Source organism: Aeromicrobium sp., assembly GCF_050700635.1.
In the GTDB taxonomy this organism is placed as follows: domain Bacteria; phylum Actinomycetota; class Actinomycetes; order Propionibacteriales; family Nocardioidaceae; genus Aeromicrobium.
In genome coordinates this window covers 1-19,367 of sequence record NZ_JBOHDT010000023.1, presented here as the reverse complement: position 1 = coordinate 19,367, position 19,367 = coordinate 1, and the positions used below count along the sequence as shown (strand labels likewise).

At 69.3% G+C, this 19,367-nt stretch carries 12 protein-coding genes and 1 pseudogene; 6 read left to right on the top strand and 7 right to left on the bottom strand.

Features of this window, described 5'->3' with window-relative positions; genetic code table 11:
• The coding region (locus ACRDPN_RS01665; RefSeq protein WP_431445590.1) for a DUF3068 domain-containing protein at window positions 1–882 on the bottom strand (882 nt) is incomplete at its 3' end.
• A gap of 91 nt (window positions 883–973) precedes the next feature.
• Here ACRDPN_RS01665 and ACRDPN_RS01660 point away from each other — a divergent pair.
• Both ACRDPN_RS01660 and ACRDPN_RS01655 read left to right on the top strand, forming a co-directional pair.
• On the top strand, window positions 974–2,812 hold the full coding sequence (locus ACRDPN_RS01660; protein ID WP_431445589.1) for a hypothetical protein: 1,839 nt from the start codon (window positions 974–976) through the stop codon (window positions 2,810–2,812).
• A pseudogene (locus tag ACRDPN_RS01655) lies at window positions 2,809–3,840 on the top strand (acyltransferase family protein); the annotation flags it as partial. The gene ACRDPN_RS01660 and the pseudogene ACRDPN_RS01655, both read left to right, overlap by 4 nt.
• Before the next feature lie 14 nt (window positions 3,841–3,854).
• Here the strand turns inward: ACRDPN_RS01655 and ACRDPN_RS01650 are convergent.
• Complete coding sequence (locus ACRDPN_RS01650) at window positions 3,855–7,988, bottom strand: alpha-(1->3)-arabinofuranosyltransferase domain-containing protein (protein ID WP_431445588.1); 4,134 nt, start codon at window positions 7,986–7,988, stop codon at window positions 3,855–3,857.
• A complete protein-coding gene (locus ACRDPN_RS01645; RefSeq protein WP_431445587.1) occupies window positions 7,955–8,692 on the bottom strand; it encodes a class I SAM-dependent methyltransferase in 738 nt (245 codons plus the stop codon). The genes ACRDPN_RS01650 and ACRDPN_RS01645 overlap by 34 nt, the downstream gene beginning before the upstream one ends.
• 146 nt (window positions 8,693–8,838) lie before the next feature.
• On the opposite strand from ACRDPN_RS01645, the gene ACRDPN_RS01640 reads away from it, so the two are divergent.
• On the top strand, window positions 8,839–9,924 hold the full coding sequence (locus ACRDPN_RS01640) for a glycosyltransferase family 4 protein (protein WP_431445586.1): 1,086 nt from the start codon (window positions 8,839–8,841) through the stop codon (window positions 9,922–9,924).
• Between the two features lie 4 nt (window positions 9,925–9,928).
• Here ACRDPN_RS01640 and ACRDPN_RS01635 read toward each other — a convergent pair whose 3' ends face one another.
• Together ACRDPN_RS01635 and ACRDPN_RS01630 are read right to left on the bottom strand one after the other, a co-directional pair.
• Window positions 9,929–10,078, bottom strand: a complete 150-nt coding sequence (locus ACRDPN_RS01635) for a hypothetical protein (protein ID WP_431445585.1) — start codon at window positions 10,076–10,078, stop codon at window positions 9,929–9,931.
• A gap of 29 nt (window positions 10,079–10,107) precedes the next feature.
• Window positions 10,108–11,919 (bottom strand): hypothetical protein, encoded by a 1,812-nt coding sequence (locus tag ACRDPN_RS01630; protein WP_431445584.1) that lies wholly within the window; start codon window positions 11,917–11,919, stop codon window positions 10,108–10,110.
• A gap of 211 nt (window positions 11,920–12,130) precedes the next feature.
• Here ACRDPN_RS01630 and ACRDPN_RS01625 point away from each other — a divergent pair, with 211 nt between their 5' ends.
• Together ACRDPN_RS01625 and ACRDPN_RS01620 are read left to right on the top strand one after the other, a co-directional pair.
• Window positions 12,131–13,324: a lipopolysaccharide biosynthesis protein gene (locus ACRDPN_RS01625; protein ID WP_431445583.1), complete on the top strand. Its 1,194-nt coding sequence runs from the start codon at window positions 12,131–12,133 to the stop codon at window positions 13,322–13,324.
• A gap of 55 nt (window positions 13,325–13,379) precedes the next feature.
• Window positions 13,380–14,912, top strand: coding sequence for a hypothetical protein (locus ACRDPN_RS01620; protein ID WP_431445582.1), 1,533 nt, complete (start codon window positions 13,380–13,382; stop codon window positions 14,910–14,912).
• Between the two features lie 2 nt (window positions 14,913–14,914).
• On the opposite strand, the gene polA is transcribed toward ACRDPN_RS01620, so the two are convergent.
• Together polA and ACRDPN_RS01610 are read right to left on the bottom strand one after the other, a co-directional pair.
• The gene (polA, locus tag ACRDPN_RS01615) at window positions 14,915–17,578 is read right to left on the bottom strand and encodes a DNA polymerase I (protein ID WP_431445581.1); all 2,664 of its coding nucleotides are present in this window, start codon (window positions 17,576–17,578) and stop codon (window positions 14,915–14,917) included.
• Between the two features lie 29 nt (window positions 17,579–17,607).
• Window positions 17,608–18,222 (bottom strand): N-acetyltransferase family protein, encoded by a 615-nt coding sequence (locus ACRDPN_RS01610; RefSeq protein WP_431445580.1) that lies wholly within the window; start codon window positions 18,220–18,222, stop codon window positions 17,608–17,610.
• Window positions 18,223–18,330: 108 nt separating this feature from the next.
• On the opposite strand from ACRDPN_RS01610, the gene ACRDPN_RS01605 reads away from it, so the two are divergent.
• Window positions 18,331–19,077, top strand: a complete 747-nt coding sequence (locus ACRDPN_RS01605; protein ID WP_431445579.1) for a DUF554 domain-containing protein — start codon at window positions 18,331–18,333, stop codon at window positions 19,075–19,077.
• Window positions 19,078–19,367 lie beyond the last annotated feature (290 nt).

Sequence of the window (19,367 nt, the reverse complement as noted above, 5' to 3'; positions counted from 1 at the left end):
CGTCTTGACCAGCCCCAGCAGGAACGCCTTGCTCTCGTACTCGTCGACGAGGTTCTGTGTGGTCTCGTTGGTATAGCCGAGTGTCACCTTCGTCGTGGTGAGCCTTCGCTCGCCGTCGACGGCGAGGTACGAGTCCTGCTGCTCGCCACCGATGAGGATGACGCCGGTCGTGGGCTCGACGCTGAACGATCTCACGTTGGCGTACATGCGGTCAGCCGTGACCGTGTTCGCGTTCTGGTCGACGAGGTCGCCCGGGACGTCGATCTCGCCGGACTTGGTCGGTTCGATGGTCTGGCGGAACTGGTACACAGCCAGGCCCTTGACCTCGCCCTCGCCGACGTATTCGGCGGTCGTGGCCCGGTTGATGGTGCCGTCCCAGAATTTGTAGCTTTGCTTCTGGGTGTCGAACGGGAACTTGAAGTACTGGCCTTCGAAACCCTCGGGCTTGGTGGTCTCGCCACCGGAGACGGAGGTTGCGCCCTCCCACTCCACGGCTGCACCGGAGGTGCGGTCGAACGCCACGAGATCAATCGTGCCGCTCAACGGAGTCTCGTCGGCTCCGCAGTTGAAGTCGGGCTTGTCTGTGCAGCTGTAGGTGTCCCAGATCGCCACGTCCCGGCCCAGCGCGTTGCTCACAGCCTTGCTTCGGTCGACCTCGCCGGTGACGACGCGCGTCGACTTGAGCGGTCCGCTGACCACCTCGAGCTTCTTGATGTCGAGGTACTCGGCATCGGCACCCGGCTTCGTCTCCGAGATGGTCGTCGCGGTGTTGTTGAACGGCACGACGGCGAGCCGCTCGTACGCGTAGAACCTGCACAGGGCGGCCAGCGCCACGAGGAATACGCCGAAAAACAGCGCAACCGTCCCCAATTTCATCCTCATCGTGGGCTCCCTCCCAAGGCATGAGACGGCTGACCATAACACCGCGCGAGGGTCACGACGATGCACCGAGTGCGTGAGATCATCCGGTCTTGTGAGCGACGACGGTGAGAGCGGTCTACGGACCCTCGTTCCACCGGACGTCACCTCGGCTCAGCTCGTGCGGATTGCCGCATTGACGCTGGTCGGCCTGCAGATCGTCCTTCGTGCGTGGTCGATATACGGCGGGTGGTTCTACAGCGACGACTTCCTCCTGCTCGAGAAGACCGCGGACGAACCGTTCGGGCTCGACGTCCTGATACGGCCACACGACAGCCAGCTCATGCCGTTCGGCATCGCCCTCGTCTGGCTGGTCTCCCATGCCGGTCCGTTCGCCTGGACGCTGACCGCGACGCTCACGCTGGCGATCCAGGTCGTGGCGTCGGCCTCCTGTTACCTGATGCTGCGCACCGTGTTCGGCGATCGCTGGGGCATCCTGGCGCCGCTCGCCCTGTATCTGTTCGCCGCCATGTCTCCCGACGTCGTGATGTGGTGGGCGGCATCCCTCAACGGTCTGCCGATCCAGGCCGCGTTCTTCCTCCTGGTGAGCGCCGTGGTCGTGTGGGCACGACATCGCCGCGCACGGGCCGTGGTGTGGGCGGCGCTCGCGCTGGCCCTGGCCGCGGCGAGCGGCCCGCGCGGCCTCGTCATGGTCGTAACGATCGGCGTGTTCATGGCCCTCTTCCTCTCGCCGGGCGGCCGATGGTTCACCAAGCCGTGGACCGTCGCTCGGCTGCACTGGCCGTTCGTCGTCCCGCTGGCAGCCGTCGCCGCGGCCTACCTCACCGCGTACGCGATGACGACACCGTCACCGGTCGCCGCGGTGGGCGACGCTCCGGCATTGCAGATCGGGCGGCAGCTCATCGGCACCGCGTGGTTGCCGCCACTCGTCGGCGGCCCGTGGCAGTGGCAGCTCGTCGCCGACCCGCTCGGCGTGGCCGCTCCCCCGCTGGTCGCCCACGTCATCGCCGGCGTCGTTGTTGTGGCGACGCTGGCTGTCATGGTGCGGCGGAACCCTCGGCCGGCGCTCGCCGCCCTAGCGATGCTCGCGGCGCAGCTGCTCGTCACGTATCTCGCCATCGTCTTCGGACGCGGACTCCAGGTCGGAGAGCTCGCCGCACTGCTCACCCGCTACCTCGCAGACACCCTCGCGGTGACGGCACTCGCCCTCGGGCTGGCATCCATGCCGGTGCTGGTGGCCGGGGCACCGGCGTTCCGCCGCGAGCTTCCGGCGCCCGGAGCCTTCTCGCGGCCGGGAAGATTCCTGATGGCGGGTGCCGCGACCGTGATGCTCACCGGCGCGGTGGCGAGCACTCTCGCCTACGTCGCACCGTGGCACCGAGACTTCCCTGCGCGCGAGTTCGTCGCGAACGCCAGGGCCACGATCGCGGCGGACCCGGCACCCGTGGCCGACGTCGAGGTGCCCGAGCTCGTGCAGCTGCCGATCCACTATCCGCACAACCTGCCATCGCACCTCTTGGCGCCCTACGGTGACCTCGTGCAGACCTCGAAGTCCGGCAACGACCTGCGGATCCTCGACGACCGCGGACGCAGCCGCCAGGCCAGCATCAGTGGCGGCGCAGTGGCCGAGCCCGGCGACGAGGAGGGCTGCGGGTTGCGCATCGGCTCACGACCACAGCGGGTCGAGTTGGCTCGCGAGGACATGGACGAGTTCCCGTGGACCTCGCTCAACTACGCCGCCTCCGCGGACGGTCGGGCGCACATACGCTTTGACGGCCGCAAAACGTACGAGATGGACGTCGCAGCCGGCCCTCACACGTACTTCCTCGTCGGCGACGGGGCGTACTCCGGCTTGGAGATCCGCACAACCACTCCACGTCTCGTACTGTGCGTCGACGTGGTCCGCGCCGGCCCGATTGCGGCACTGCCATGACCGACACCACCGGCACGCTGACCTTCCCCGGCCTCGACACGCTTCGCGCCGTCGCGTCGATCGCCGTTGTCGCCACGCACACGTCCTTCTGGGCGGGCACCTACGACGCCGGCCTGCCGGGCGCGGTGTCGCAACGCATGGAGATCGGCGTGGCCATTTTCTTCGTCCTGTCGGGCTTCCTCCTCTCCCATCCCTGGCTGCAACACCTGCGCACAGGCATGCCGCGCGACAGTGTCGGACGCTACTTCTTCAAGCGCGCCCTGAGGATCCTGCCCGTGTACTGGGTGGCCGTCATCGCCGCACTGCTCCTGCTGGACCAGAACTCCTCGGTCGCCCGGGGACGATGGATCGACAACCTGTTTCTCGTGCACATGTACCGCAGTGACGTGCTCCCCCACGGCCTCACCCAGATGTGGAGCCTCGCCACCGAAGTTGCGTTCTACACGCTCCTCCCGGTCGGCATGCTCCTGCTGGGACCACCGGTACGGAACCGTTGGCGCCCTCTGCTCCTGCTCGCTCTGCTCGTCGTGGTGTCGGCCGGGTCGCTCGCCTGGAGCGCCGCGGCCGCCGGTTCACTCGCCTCGTGGGGGACGTGGGTCACGCAGGCGCTGCCGGGGTACCTCGGCTGGTTCTGCCTCGGCATCGCGCTCGCCGTGCTCGATGTGGACCGTCGCCACAGCGCAGACGGACCGCACCTCGCCCTCGTTCGATGGTGCCGCGCGGCCGCAAGCGCACCGGGTGCCTGCTGGCTCGTGGCAGGCGCCGCACTCGTCGTCGCCTCCACCCCGATCGCCGGCGAGGCCGCCCTGGTGCCACGGACCGCGTGGGAGTCGGTGTGGCGGAGCATCCTGTACGGGGTCGTGGCCGGTGCGGTGATGCTGCCCAGCATCTTCGGCGACGGACACACTCGGTACGCCCGCGCGATGGCCCAACCGTTCCTGCGCCATCTCGGACACATCTCCTACAGCCTCTTCTGCTGCCACCTCATCGTCCTCGCCCTGTTGTACGAGGCACTCGACCTGACGCTGTTCGACGAGAACTTCTACGTCGTCTTCGCGTTGACGTTGTCGGTGAGCCTGGTCGTGGCAGAGGTGTTGTACCGCGTGGTCGAGCGGCCCTTCCTACGTCTCAAGAACGCCGGACGGCGCACACCCAGGCGAACGGGCACGAGGCAGGCCAAGGCCACCAGCACGAGCATCTGAGGAGCGGCGTACTCGCCGGCCCAGGACGCAGACCCGTCCCACGGACGAACGACGGAGACGACTCCCGCGGCAAGGACTGCCGTCGGAGCCACGACCGAGCTCAGGCGCATCCCGCGCCACCGAACGCGCGCGGTCACGTGTCCGACGCCCGCGGCGATCAGACCCGGCACGCCAGCGGTGATCCCGGCGACGACCGCGAGGCCCAGCAGGAGGCCGATCGCCGAGGTTCGACGAGGTTCGTCGGTCGTGGGCCACGTCCTGCGGGTGCGTCGAGGCAGGACGGCGACCAGCGCCAGCGCCACCAGGAAGGCCGCCCCGACGGCGAGCACCACCCGGTAGGTCCGGCCGGGACCGAACGACGTCTCGACCTCGCCGAGTTGGCTCGTTGCGACATACCAGCCCTGTCGCCAGCCGTCGAGGACGACGGGCTCGAGCCCGAGCCGGCCATCCGACGTCCGGGCGATCCACCCGGGGTTGGCGTTGTGGGTGGTGGTCAGCACGGCGTCGGGGCGCTCACCCGATGCAGCGGGGACGGCCGCCGTCCGGCTCGTGAGCAGGAGGTCCACTGGGCGGAACGCCGACGTCCCCGTGACCGTGACCCGGTTCGTGCCCGCGCGCAGCGAAGCGCGATCGCCGTCCCCGCCGCACCCCTGTGCTTCCACGTTCCTCCCGCGGAACAATCCGCGCGGCGATGCCACAACTTTGGTGCGCTGCTCATTGCCGTTCACGGTCACCGTGGGCCCCGAGCCGCACGGGTACGAGCGCGACTCTGCGTCGAGGGTGATCGGGAAACCGCCCGCATCGGGCACCGATACCTCCGCGACACCCAGCGGGAGTCGCTCCACTGCGCCGTCGAAACCGACCGAGAGTCGGGGGGTGCCGTCCAGGAGGTGGACCTCGACCGATGAGGTGCGGACTCGATCGAACCGGACCCGTCCGCGTTCGACGTCGACCACCGTCTCGGTGCCGTCGTCGAAGACGAGGCGAACCCGCGGCGGCGTCGAGGCGGCGAGACTCCCTGACGCCCGGAGTCGCAGCTCGTCGATGGTGCGCGGGCTGATCCAGCGAAGCGTGAGGGTGGGGTCGCCGTCGTCGTCGGCTGCGACCCATCCGGTCGAGTCACGCCCGTCGACCGCGGCCAGCGCTCCTGCGCGCGGGTCATCCGTCTGTTGCGAGCTCGCCGCGACCGTCGCCAGCTCGCCCCGCTGCAGGAGTGCGGTCAGCTCCGGCCCGCCGGCTGCCGTGGCCCGAAGGCGGGTTCGGTACTCGCCGGCAGAACCGAGCTCCAGCTCCCGGTCGAGCACGCGGCTCTCGTCCGTGCGCACGGCCTTGTCCTGCGAGCAGCGTCGCACCCCGTCGAGAACCACGCAGCCGGGCACGCGTCCGGCCGGGGACTGGAGCAGGATGCTGGCCGGGTTTCCCCACGCGGTCGGTAGCTCGGGCAGGACCAGTGGGCGGGACATCCGGACGTTCTCGAGGCCGACGTCGCTGACGGCGAGGGGACGGTTGAAGGTGCCGACGCCGGAGAGGACGACATGACCGACTCGACCAACGTCCACCCGCACCGGTGTGCGCCCCTGCGCGCGGACGGTCCGATCGCCCTGCTCGGTGGTGACGGTGAACTCCTGCGACCGGCCCGCCGGCTGGTCGAGCGTGATGGTGGCCGTGCCGACATCGATTCTGTCGTCGAGCTTGAGGCGGAGCCATGACTCCGTGCCGGCGTCATCCAGGCTGGGCTGCCAGGAGGTGGTCGGGTCGGCGTCGAACGCCGCCCACGGCTGGGCCGACGGGTCGATCGACGGGAAGGCGCCGACGTCGGACCGGCTCGACGAGGCCGTGAGGGACCGGGCGCCGTCGAGCCGCGGGACGCTGGTCCAGCCCTGCAGTAACGCCTCGTCGTACCTGTGCACACGGCGGTCCGTCCGGTAGCTCTCCTCAGGCGTCAACGATGCCGAGCGGTTGCGGCGCACCGCACCGAACGCGGCCTCCTGACGACGGTTGCCGTCGGTCAAGGTCACGGTCGGGTAGGCCCGTCGGTCGTCAGCATCCTGACCGAGCACGGCCGGCCCGCCGTCGCCGAGGCCCAGCTCGTCCAGACGCAGCAGCGAGCCCGAGTCACCGACGACCACGCCGACGTCGTCGGCGGCTGGTGCGGTGCGCCTCATGACGCCGCCGTCGAGCGCGAACATCTCGATCGCAGGTCGCTGCGACTGCCATCCGCCGTCGACGTAGACCCGGCGGCCCTCGTCGGTCAGCGTCGGTCCGCCGCCGATATCCGGTCCGAATGCCGCAACCCGCCTCACGCCGGGCGTCGACGCGAGGGTGGCACGGACGAGCTCCGGCGACACGACGTCACCCGATCGTTCGATGTCGTGGCGAACGACGATCGTGCCGATGCCGGCTCGTCGGAGGAAGTCAGCCAGTCCCTCGGAACCGCGACCGGTGGCCAGGGCGTTCGACATCGTGTCGAGCATCTCGATGTTGCCGCCCGGGGCGAGCGGGATCACGTTTCGCACCGCCCAGGGCCGAGTCGCAAGCGGCTGCAGTGGTTCGTCGCGCGTCCGTCCCCAGACGTAGTCGCCGAAGGTCGTCGCAGGTGCAAGGACCGCACGACTGTCGGAACGGTCGTCGAGCCATGCCGAGGCTTCTCGCCAGTACTCCGGCACCTCGGTGAACGACGACTTCGGAGCAAGATGCCCCGTCCACGCCGGGACCGACGCGCCGAGCATCGCCACACATGCGAGGAGCCCGACTCCGATGCTGGAGGCGTCGGCCCGCGCCGGGCCATCGACGGCCCGACCGCGGGTGAGCATGGTGACGCCATGGCACAGTCCGATGACGAGCGGGATGCGGATGAGGACGTCGAACTTGTGAGTGTTGCGCAGCGGCGAGAGTGGCCCGTCGAGCAGATCGCGGACGACGTCGACGCCGAAGCCGGACGTCGCCCCCACGTGCCCGAGCGTCACCAGAGCAACGCCGGTGAGGAGTCCCGACACCAGGAATCGTCGATTCGGAAGATCCGTGCGAGCGAGCCCGAGCACTCCGAGCGCCAGGATCACGACACTGTTCACGATGAGCACCGGGTCGGTGATGAGTGAGCTGCCGGCGTCTGTGTAGGTGTCGACGTATGCCACCCAGTTCGACGTGCCCCGCATGGCGTCGACGAGGGTCGCGGCGAACGTCGTGTTCGTGACGCTCTCGATGTAGTCGAGGAACGGTGGGCTGTACCGGCCGAGCAGGAACAGCGGGAGAAGCCACCACAGTGCGCCCATCAGGACGAACACCGGCCACCAGAGCATGAGGGCCCGACGACGCTCGCCCCGCGGTGCGCACCAGATCCACCAGGCCGCGAGTGGCACCGCCGCGAACGTCGCGACGGCATTGACGCCGCCGATGCACGCGACCGCGAGTGCGCTCATTGCGGCGAGCCGGCGCGGGTTCCCCCGTCTAGTCGCCACCACGAGCGGCACGAGCACCCAGGGCGCGAGCGCCGAAGGCCACATCTCGATCGACGACGCTCCGATGACCGTCAACATGCGAGGCGAGAGCGCGAACGCGAGCCCGGCGAGGATCCTGGTCCACCCGACGCCGATCTCCAGGACGCTGAGCAGCTTCACCGTCCCGAGAAAGGCGGCGACCAGGAGCAACGACCACCAGAGCCGCTGGGTGACCCACGGCGGCAGTTCGGCGAGATGACCGGCGGCAAAGAACGGGCCCATCGGGAAGAGGTAGCCGTAGGCCTGGTTCTGCACCTGCCCGAACGCACCGACCGGGTCCCACATCTGCAGGGCCCGCTCCAGAAATCCCAGCGGCGCCACCGCGAGATCGAGCTTGGTGTCGGCAACGACCCGACCCGGAGCCTGCGCGAACGCCACGGCGACGAGCGCCAGGCTCCACGCGGCGAGCCGGAATCGCGTGACGGACGTGCGATCGCGGGGCGTCACCGTTTCCGCAGCACGACCGCGAGGTTCCATGTCACCACCTCTCGCAGGCCGGCCACGCGCACGACCCACCACATCCAGCGCGGCAGGTAGCGCGGGACGAACGCAACGACGACGGCGCGGCGCTGGGCCTGCGCCCAGCGAAGTCCCGCGGCAGCCGTGACTGCGAAGAGTGACGACCCGAAGACGTTCTTGGGTCGATGGCCGTGCCGGCGCTCATATCGTCGGGCCGCGCGCCCGCCACCGAGGTAGTGCCAGGGCGACGTCTCATGCCCGCCCCAGGGGCCCCACCAGAGCGTGTACGACAGGAAGACGAGCCCGCCGGGACGCGTCACCCGCACCATCTCGTCGGCCATCCGCCACGGGTCGGGGACGTGTTCGAGCACGTTCGAGGAGAAGGTGACGTCGAAGCTGTCGTCGGCGAAGGGAAGCTCCATCCCGCTGCCGAGAACGGTGCCGGCCTCCGGGTGGCCTCGACCCGACATCTCGCCGAGGTCGGCGTCCAGCGCCGTGTAGCGGGCACCCGCCGCTTGGAAGGCCGCCGCGAAGTAGCCAGGTCCCCCGCCGACGTCGAGCACCCAGCGGTCGTCGAGCGGCGTGTACGAGCGGACCTGGCCGACGGAGTCGTCGGCCAGGGTGCCGTAGAAGTGGTCCGGATCGGACTGCTCGACACCGAAAGCCCTGAGCAACCGCCATGAGCGGCTTAGCGTCGGGCGGAAGGGGGGGTCGTCCGGCACCCGATGACGATATCCGAGGCGTGGACCACCTACCGGGTAGTATTGCCCGGCACAATGCACTGTCGCGTGAGGGCGCGACGAGGGAGCGACGGAACCTGGCACAACGGGTCACGTCATAGGGAGGGACCGGCCACCGCCGGGTATACATGCACGTCTTGTTCTGCAACTGGCGCGACACGCGCAACCCCGAAGGGGGTGGGTCCGAGCGGTACGTCGAGACGATGGCCCGTGGGCTCGTCGAGCGAGGACATCAGGTCACCATTGCCTGCGCCGCCCACGACGGCGCTCCGCGCGACGAGGTCATCGACGGAGTCCGCTTCGTGCGACGCGGCACCAAGCTCGACATCTACGCCATCACCGCACTGCGCGTTCTGCTGCGCCGCTACGGGCGCATCGACCTCGTGGTCGACGTCCAGAACGGACTGCCGTTCTTCACCCGCCTCGTCACCCGCAAGCCGGTCGTGGTGCTCGTGCACCACGTGCACCGCGAGCAGTGGCCGGTCGTCTATCCCGGCCTCTTCGGTCGCATCGGCTGGTGGATCGAGAGTCGTCTCGCGCCACGTGTCTACCGGCACTCCCGATACGTCGCCGTCTCGGACTCGACGCGCGTCGAGCTGGTCGACCTCGGGATCGACCGCGGCCGCATCACGATCGTGCACAACGGCAACGACCCGGCGCCCCAGGTGGACGTCGTCCGCGACACCGAGCCCCGTCTGTGTGTTCTCGGCCGTCTCGTGCCGCACAAGCAGGTCGAGCACGCGATCGACGCCCTGGCCGCGCTCATCGACGACCACCCCACCGCCACGCTCGACGTCATCGGAACCGGGTGGTGGGAGCGCGAGCTGCGCGACCACGCCGACGCCGCGGGCGTCCGCGACGCGGTGCGGTTCCACGGCTTCGTCGACGACCGCACCAAGCACGAGCTGCTCGCCCAGGCCTGGCTGATGGTGCTGCCGTCACTCAAGGAGGGCTGGGGCATCGTCGTCGGCGAGGCCGGAAGTCACGGCACGCCGACGATCGCCTACAGCACCGCCGGCGGCACCACGGAGTCGATCGCGCACAAGGACTCCGGGCTTCTCGTCGACGGCCGCGCGGAACTGGTCGAGGCTGTGGCGGAGCTGGTCGACAATGCGGAGTTCCGTGAGTTCCTGGGCGACGGTGCCCTACGGATGTCGCACTCGTTCACCTGGCTCGGTTCACAGGCGGCGTTCGCCACCGTGATCGACGCCTGAGGGATCAGCCGCCGTTGGAGCCGTAGCTGACGGTGCCGGCCTTGACCGGCTCCTCGCCGGCCGACTGCTGCTGCTGCACGACTCCGAGTGCGGTCGCCCCGGCGAGGCCGAGGCCGACGAAGAAGGCGATGATGCCGCCAGCAAGTGATCCCACAGTGATGTCCTCCCTCAAAGACGAGTCGATCATACCTGCCTGCGGGTCACGGTCCGACGGCGCCTGACAGCGCCGCGTCCTGCAGACATCGAGCCCACCAGGAGAGCGAGTCCGGCGACCGACCACGCGGCGATCATCACCCAACGATCGAGGCGATCGACCTGAGGCGTGCGCGCGCCGTCGACGGCGTAAAGTCGCAGTTCTGCCCCGCGGCGGTCCGGACCGGTGCGGCCGAACTCGTCGAGACGCCTCACCTCACGAAGTGCCTTCTTCGCGCCGGGCGCATCGGTGTCGACTACGACGATGCCGATGCCTGCTCGGGCGAGCCGCTTCGGATCGACGGCCCCACCGCGGGTGTCTGCTCGCAGGATGCGGCCCAGTCGCGCTGCACGCGGGTCCTCCCCACCGATGATGGTGCGATCGACCGGCCCGGCCACCACCAGGGCGTCCTCGGTGACAGTGGCGCGGTCGAAGTACCGGCCGGCCGGGTCGAGCACTGGGCGGTCGTCGTTCCAGTCCGGCTGCCGATACGCCGAGAACGGCAGCACCAGGATGTCCCCCTCCACCCCCCCTGACGCGATGGTGAGGCGGGCCCGCTCCCACGTCGGCGGGTACGTGGTTGGATCCAACCGTCCGCCGACTCCCCACGCGAGGTCCGGAAGCGTCACGATCGGCAACAGGACGAGCAGCACGGCCACGCCCTGACGGACGTCCGGCCGCGGCACCCGGCGGGCCAGCTCCGCCGCTCCGGCGCCGAGCGCGACCGCTTCGAGCGGAGCGAGCATGGCCAGGTAGCGCGTTCCGTCGCGCAGCAGCCCCACTCCGGGGACGTCTGCCGCCAGCCGGCCGAGCTGGTCGGGCACGACGCGTCCGGCAACCACCACGGCGAGGGCGACACCGGCGGGGACCGCCAGCGCGATCAGGAATCCCCGGTTCTCACGCGACAGTGCGACCAGACCCACCACCATGACCACGCCCATCACCAACACCAGCAGCAGTGTCGGCCAGAGCAGCCGCGAGTCGGGCACCACGTCGCGGTTCCAGATACCTCCGAGGGACAGGACCGCACCCCACCGCCCGAGCAGACCTTCAGGCTGCGCGTCGAAGGCGCGGAACGAGTCCGGATCCGTGCCGGCGGCGGAGGCGTGCAGGACACCGGCGACGACCCACGGGGCGTTGACGAGGACCGCGGTGAGCATGAGCCTGAAAGCGCCGCGCCCCCATGCCGAGGAGAGGCCCACGACCAGCCCGATCAGTCCGCCAGCCGGACTCATCGCCGTCGCAGCGAGAGCAACCGTGGCGGTGCCCCAGCGCGGCCCGTCATCGGCGCGCAGGGCAGCGATGAGCCAGGGCAGGGCGGCGTAGCCGATGAGCAGCGGCCACTGACCTAGCACGAGACGCTCGGCGACGAACGGGTTCCAGGCGTAGAACGTCGCAGTGGTGAGGGTCGCCGGCAACGACCATCCCGGAGTGAGTCGAGTGGCGCCGGCCGCGGCCAGAACCATCGCTCCCACGAGCACCAGACGCTGGACGAGCGCGGCCGGCACGACTGCACCGAGTGCGGCCACCACGGCATCGGACGGCACGGCTCGTGGCAGCGCCGTGTCCAGCCCCCACAGCTCGAGACGCTGCAGGTCGAGGTGTGGCACCCAGACCATGTCGTAGGTGAGGACGTACCCGGTCAGTCCCAGCGGGGCGTACACGGCGAGCGCCAACAGGACGGCCCACTGCCAGGCCAGCAACCCACCCCACCGCCGGATGTCGAACGGCGACAGGTCGTCGTCTGCCTCGGTCGCCTCGTTCGCCTCGTTCGCCTCGGTCGCGCCGGTCGCTCGAGTCACGGGCCAATCATGGCACCAGACGACCGGCGCGCGGCTAGGGTGCGTCTCCTTACTCCGGTTCGACAGGGAGCGGGTCGTTCGCGCCCGATCCGGCAAGGCCGAGGAGGGAGGCGCACCGGGGTTGTGCGGCGACCGACCAGAACGCCGCCGGTCGGGATGCGACGGCCCGCGAGCCGGAGCGGAGTAAGGAGACGTGCCCTAAGGTTCCGGGGTGAAGTCCGCGAAGTCCACCGTCGCCGGCGGCAGTCTCGTGGCCGCCGGGATGATGACGATGAACATCACGGTCTACGCGTTCAACGTGCTGGCTGCCCGTCTGCTCGTTCCCCAGGAGTTCGGCGCGCTCACGGCGTTGTTCGGCATCATCCTGGTCGGATCAGTGGCGTCCCTCGGCCTGCAGGCGGTGACCGCCCGCCGCCTCGCCGTCGCCCCGAGCGCACGCGGCGAGATCATCGCCACGACGATCCGCGTCACCGCGCTCGTCGCGGCGGCCGTCGGTCTCGCCGTCGCCACCACCACGGTGGTGCTCACCCCCGGCCTCAGGCTCGACAGCTACTGGCCGGTCATCCTCTGCGGCGCGACGCTGGTGCCGATGACCGTCATGGGCGCGCAGGCCGGTGTCGCCCAGGGAACATCCCGCTGGGGCTCGCTCACCGCCATCTACGTCGGCAACGGTCTGGGCCGCCTGCTCGGCGGCACGATCGCGCTGATCGTCGTGCCGACGCCCACGTCGGCCATGATCGGCATCGCGATCGGCGCCTGGACACCGGTGCTCGCCGGCACTCACCTGCTGCTGGGCCACCGCGCATCGCCGGGTACCGCCCCCGGTCGCGGGCACATGCTTCGCGAGGCGACGCTGTCCACCCACTCCCTGCTCGCCTTCTTCGTGCTGAGCAACATGGACTCCCTCATCGCGCGCAACCTCTTCAATGGGCACGACAGTGGCCTGTACGCGTCCGGGCTGATCCTCGCCAAGGCCGCGTTCTTCGCCCCGCAGTTCGTCAGTGTCGTGGTCTTTCCGGACCTCGCACGCGCCACCACCCATCACGCCCGCCTGCGGGCGGTCTCAGTCGTCGGCCTGTTCGGCGCCCTCGTCGTCGCAGGCACGGCCGTCCTCCCGGGGCTGGCGCTCATTCTGGTGGGCGGCGACGAGTACGCGGAGGTCCAGGACCGCCTGTGGATGTTCGCGCTGGCCGGCTCGCTCCTGGCGATCGTCTACCTGCTGGTCTTCGACGCGCTCGCGCAACACGCGCACGGCATCGTCGTGATGCTCTGGGGCGCCGTGGTGGCTGTACTCGCGTCGGCCTACGGGTTTGGCGTGGGCATCACCGGGCTGGTGCTGACGATCATCGCGGTGACCGCCACGCTGGCGGTGCTCGTCGAGATCGCCGCCGCGCGACGGCACTGAAGCATCCTGATTCCGTTTCCTGTACGGCACCAGTCGACCTCCGTCACGATGAGGTGTGAGCGGCGGCAGGGGTGACCGGTTGGTGGTTCTCGCCTTCGCCGCTGCCGCCGTCGTACGGTGCTCCCCGGCCCTGTTGTGGCCGCTCACGCCCGACGAGGCCGGATTCCTGTTGGTGGCCCGGCAGTGGGACCCGGCGACGGGCCACATGTACGGCGGATTCTGGGTCGACCGACCGCCCCAGCTGATCGCGACCTTCCGACTCGGCGATGCCGTAGCCGGATCGTACGGCCCTCGCATCCTGGCTGTGGCCCTGTCGGTCGCCTCGGTGCTCGTCGCTCACCGGATCGGCACTCTCATCGGCGGTCGCCGAGCTGCCCGCTGGACGGCCGGTTTGGTCCTGGTGGTGACCTCGTGGCCGCATCTCATCACGTGGGCGGCCAAGAGCGAGTCCTTCGGCGTGCCGTTCGTCCTGATCAGCTGCTGGCTCTTCGTCGAGGCGATGCACCGAACCCCTGGTCGCAGTGGGATAGCCGCGGCACTCCTTGCCGGGTTCGCGGCTGCGCTCGCCATGGGCATGAAGCAGAGCCTCGTCGGCGGCGTCGTGTTCGGCGGAATCCTTCTTGCTGCCTGCTGGCTGACTGGACGACTCGAGCGCCGCACTGTGGTGACGTACGCCGCCGCGGCACTCGCCGGATTTATCCTTCCGGTGTCAATGGCGCTCGGCTGGGTCGTCAGCGCCGGGCTGTCGCCCTCGTTGCTGTGGGAGGTGCTCTACGGGTTTCGGGTCGAAGCCCTGGACGCGATCGCCGCCGTCGAGTCGCCCGCCAACACCCGTCGTGCCGTCGCGCTTGTGCTGATCGCCGTCGGCAGCGGCCTCGCGATCGTGATCGCATGGTTCTTCCTGATGATGCCCCGCCTCGCCCGTGGACGGGGCGAGCTCACCGCTGCCACCACGGCCGTGCTCGTCGTGGACGTGGCAAACCTCGCGCTGGGCGGCAGCTACTGGCCCGCCTACCTGCACGCCCTCGTCCCACCAGTGGCACTGGCCACGGCCCTGCTCTGCACGCTCCCGGGGGCGAGGGGCACGGTCCCGCGCGTCGTGGTGGCCTTCTCCGTCGTTCCGTTACTCGCGTCGCTCGTGCTGGACCCCGTGCTGCGGGCCGACGGTCAGGAGACGACGGCCACCGGTGGCGCCATCGGTCGAGCCGTGCGGGAGGCGGCCCGGCCCGACGACTCCGTCGTGGTCATCTACGGTGCGCCCCAGGTCGTCTTGGAATCGGGCCTTGACGCGCCGTACCGCTACCTCTGGAGCCTGCCGGTGCGCACCCTCGACGCCGACCTGGACGAGTTGCATGCTCTGGTCTCTGGTCCGGACGCTCCAACGTGGATCGTCGTCCGCGGACGCGTGAACACCTGGGGTCTCGACTCGTCCGGCCGGGTCCGCGCCACCGTGGCACAGCGGTACGAGAGGGTGGTCCGGCACTGCACGGTCAGCATCTGGCGGTTGCGATCGGCGCCAAGGCCGGACGTTCCGCCGGTGGACTGCTCGCGCAGGTTCGGTCCGCTCGCCGACGAGTGGGGGCTCTGAGATCAGTGGCCGGCTTCGTGCCAGGTGCGTCCGATGCCCACCGACACGTCGAGCGGGACCGAGAGGTCGGCCGCGCCCGCCATCTGCTCGCGCACCAGCGACTCGAGCTGTTCGCGCTCACCCTCGGCCACCTCGAACACCAGTTCGTCGTGCACCTGCAGGAGCATCCGTGACGACATCGACGTCTCCCGCAACGCACGATCGACACCGAGCATCGCGACCTTGATGATGTCTGCGGCCGATCCCTGGATGGGCGCGTTGAGCGCCATTCGCTCGGCCATCTCGCGACGCTGTCGGTTGTCGCTCAACAGGTCAGGGAGATAGCGGCGTCGGCCGAGGATGGTGGCGGTGAACCCGGTGCTCCGTGCCTCGTCGACGAGGCCGCGCAGGTAGTCGCGCACTCCCCCGAACGTCTCGAAGTAGTCGTCCATGAGCGCTTGGGCCTCGCTGGTGCCGATGCCGAGCTGCTGGCTCAGGCCGTAGGACGACAATCCGTAGGCGAGGCCGTAGTTCATCGCCTTGATGCGGGCCCGCAGTCCGCCGTCGATGTCAGCAGGGTCCCGTTCGAAGACCTTCGCCGCCATCACGGTGTGGAAGTCGTGTCCGGATCGGAACGCCTCGATGAGGTCGGCGTCCTCCGACAGGTGCGCCATGATGCGCATCTCGATCTGGCTGTAGTCGGCGGTGAGGAGCGTCTCGAACCCCTCACCAACCGTGAACGCCTCCCGGATGCGGCGGCCCGACTCGGTGCGGATCGGGATGTTCTGCAGGTTCGGGTCGGCGGAGCTCAGACGTCCCGTGGCGGCGATGGTCTGGAAGTACGTGGTGTGGATGCGGCCGTCGGGCGCCACGGTCTTCTGCAGCCCCTCGACGGTCTGCCGCAACCGTGTGACGTCGCGGTGGGCCAGCAGGTGCTCCAGGAACGGGTGCTCGGTCTTGACGAACAGCGCCTGCAACGCCTCGGCGTCGGTGGTGTAACCAGTCTTGGTGCGCTTGGTCTTCGGCATGCCGAGCTCGTCGAACAGCACCACTTGCAGCTGCTTGGGTGAGCCGAGGTTGACCTCCTTGCCAATGACGCCGTAGGCGTCCTGGGCAGCGCCGAGCATGCGTTCGGTGAATTCACTGTGGAGGGCGTCGAGGTGGCCGGTGTCGATGGCGATGCCGTCGGCCTCCATGGCGAGCAGAACGTCGACGAGTGGTAGCTCGACGTCACGCAGCAGGGTCAGCGAGGCCTGCGATTCGAGTTCCTCCTCCAGCACGTTCCACAGCTCGAGTGCAGCATGCGCCCGCTGCACCGCCGCCTCCGCTCCCCCGTCGTCGTCGAACGCGAGCTGGCCCGAGTCGTCACCACCGGCCAGGAGCTCGCGGTGCAGGTAGCGCACCGAGAGGTCCGCGAGGTCGTAGGCACGCTGGTCGGGCTTGACCAGGTAGGTGGCCAGTGCTGTGTCAGCGACGACTCCCGACAACGTCCAGCCCTGAGCCGCGAGCGCATGCGCCTGACCCTTGGCGTCGTGCAGCACCTTGGGTCGGTCGGCGTCCGCAAGCCAGTCGGCGAGCGCCTTGTCGTCGTCGGGCTCTAGCTGCTCGACCCCGACCCATGCCGCCGCGCCCGTGCCGGTGGCCAGGGCGAGGTGCTCGGCCCGGGATCCCACCGGACGGGTGACACCCACGACCTCGACGCCGACCTTCGTGTCGACCGCGTGCTCGCCCAGCCATGCGCCCAGCTCTCCCGGCGCCACGCGGGTGACGGTGAGGTCGGCCGCGGCGTCCGGGGTGGCGGACTCGTCGCCGCCGCCGAGGTAGTCGAAGAGGCGCTCGCGCAACGCAGCGAACTCGAGCGCGTCGAACACCTCGTGGATCGCGTTGCGGTTCCACTCCGTGGTGAACGCCAGGTCGGCCGGGACGGCGGGAAGGTCGAGGTCGCAGACGAGCGCGTTGATGCGGCGGTTGCGCAGCACGTCGTCGAGGTGCTCGCGCAGCGACTCCCCCGCCTTGCCCGGCACCCGCTCGACGTCGGCCACTAGCGCATCGAGCGTTCCGTAGGAGCCGATCCACTTGGCCGCGGTCTTGGGTCCGACGCCCGGGACACCAGGCAGGTTGTCGCTGGTCTCGCCGACCAGTGCTGCGAGGTCGGGATAGTGGTCCGGCGTGACACCGTACTTCTCCTCGACGGCGGTCGGCGTGAAGCGTGCGAGGTCGGAGACGCCCTTGCGCGGATAGAGCACGGTGGTCGTGTCGCTGACGAGCTGGAACGCGTCGCGGTCGCCGGTGCAGATGAGCACCTCCATGCCCTCCGCCTTGGCCTGAGTCGTGAGCGTGCCGATGATGTCGTCGGCCTCGAAGCCGTCCTTCTCGAACGTGGTGACGCCGAGCGCCTCGAGAACGTCCTTGATGAGCGAGATCTGCCCGGTGAACTCGGCCGGCGACTTGCTGCGGTTGCCCTTGTACTCCGCGTACTCCTCTGTACGGAACGTCCGGCGGGAGACGTCGAATGCGACACCCACGTGGGTGGGCTGCTCGTCGCGCAGGACGTTGATGAGCATCGACGTGAACCCGAACACCGCATTCGTGTGCTGGCCGGTGGTGGTCGAGAAGTTCTCGACCGGAAGGGCGAAGAAGGCTCGGTAGGCGACGGAATGGCCGTCGATCAGCAGCAGGCGGTCCACCTGCCCGACTCTAGCTGTCGGCTCGGACGTCAGCCGCGCGGCCGGAGGCGCCGCTCACCCTGACGGCGTCGCATCGTGCGGCGCACGGCGATGAGCTTTCCGGTGTCGCGCGACTGGGTGACCTTCGAGGTGAGGCGAGAACGCAGCTTGCTGGCCTGGATGGCACGGAGCACCGCGATCTGGTTGAACCCGATCTTGGTGAGGTACCGGTTGGACTCGCGAGCGTGCGCCGGAGTGGATGCGACCACGATCTCGCAGTCTCGCTCTTCGCCGTACGAGGCCGCGGCGGACAACAACGTCGACGCCACGTTGCGACGGCGATGGCGGGGTGACACCTGGATCTCCGTGACGACGAGGACCATGTTCAGATTCACCGGCGTCAGCGTGCGGATGTCGCACACCGTGGCGCCGACGATCTCGCCGTCCACCAGCGCGACGATGATGCGCTTGTCAGGGCTGCGGAGTGCGAACTCGAGCGCCGCTGCAGCTTCCGCCACTGTCGGCTCCCGCCACAGTGACTGCTGCGTGAACACCTCGGAGCCCTCGTCGCGACCGAAGGCCGCACACTCGGACCACAGCGCGATCAGGGCGGCAGCGTCCTCGCGGTCCGCGTCGCGCAACACGATGGGGTGCCGGTTCGACATGGGCGTCCTGTCTCGATGGAGCTGGGACTCGTGGGGTGAAACGAGATGTCAGACTACCCCCGAGCAGGGCCATCGTTGAAGCCAGAACCAGCTGAGAGAGGAACATACATGTTCATCGGAGCAGGCACGATCACCAATGTCGTGACCGTGCTCGTGGGGTCGGGCCTCGGCATGCTCATCGGGCACCGTCTGCCCGGCCGCGTCCGCTCGACGGTCACCACGGCGCTGGGTCTCGTGACGCTGCTCATCGCCGCCCAGGCGGCCGCCGACGTGGCTGCACCAGAGCTGGTCGACGCCGTCGGCCGCTCGGCTCCCGTCCTCGTCGTCCTCGGTTCGTTGGTGCTGGGCGGCATCGCCGGATCGCTGCTGCGGCTCGAGGCTCGCTTGGAGCGGTTCGGCGGCTGGCTGCAGGAGCGGTGGTCGCCGAGTGGTGCCGGCGAGACCCGCGAACGATTCATCGAGGGGTTCGTGCTGAGCTCGTTGGTGTTCTGTGTCGGTCCCTTGACGATCCTCGGCTCCATCAACGAGGGTCTCGGCCGCGGCGCCGACCAGCTCCTGCTCAAGTCCGTGCTCGACGGCTTCGCCGCTCTCGCGTTCGCCGCGTCCTTCGGTGTCGGCGTGATGGCCTCGGCCCTGTCAGTGGCCCTGATCCAGGGATCGCTCACGGTGGTCGGTGTCCTGCTGGGTTCCTTTCTCCCCGACGCACACCTGTTCGCGCTCACCGCCACCGGCGGGCTGGTGCTGATCGGCGTGGCGGTCCGACTTCTCGACCTCAAGCCCATCCCGGTCGCCGATCTTCTGCCCGCCCTGATCGTCGCCCCGTTGCTCACGCAGGTCGCCGTCGCCGTGCATTGACGAGGGCTCTGAACCGGCCGATCCGCGGGCGACTTCATCGAACTGTCACACGCGAACGCCCGGTGTGACGCAGATGACTCGCAGATGTGGCTATGCTGCCGAAGAACGAACGCGGCCACCCCGCGTCCTCTACCCCAGGAGACCTGCGTGCGACTGCGACTAGTGGCACTCCTCCCGGTGCTCGTGTTCCTCTCGGTGCTGGGCGCCACCGCACCGGCCGAGGCCGAGCCCGGTGACGACGTCCTCGACGTGACCGGCAGGCTGGTCGACACCCGCTCCGATCCACCCAA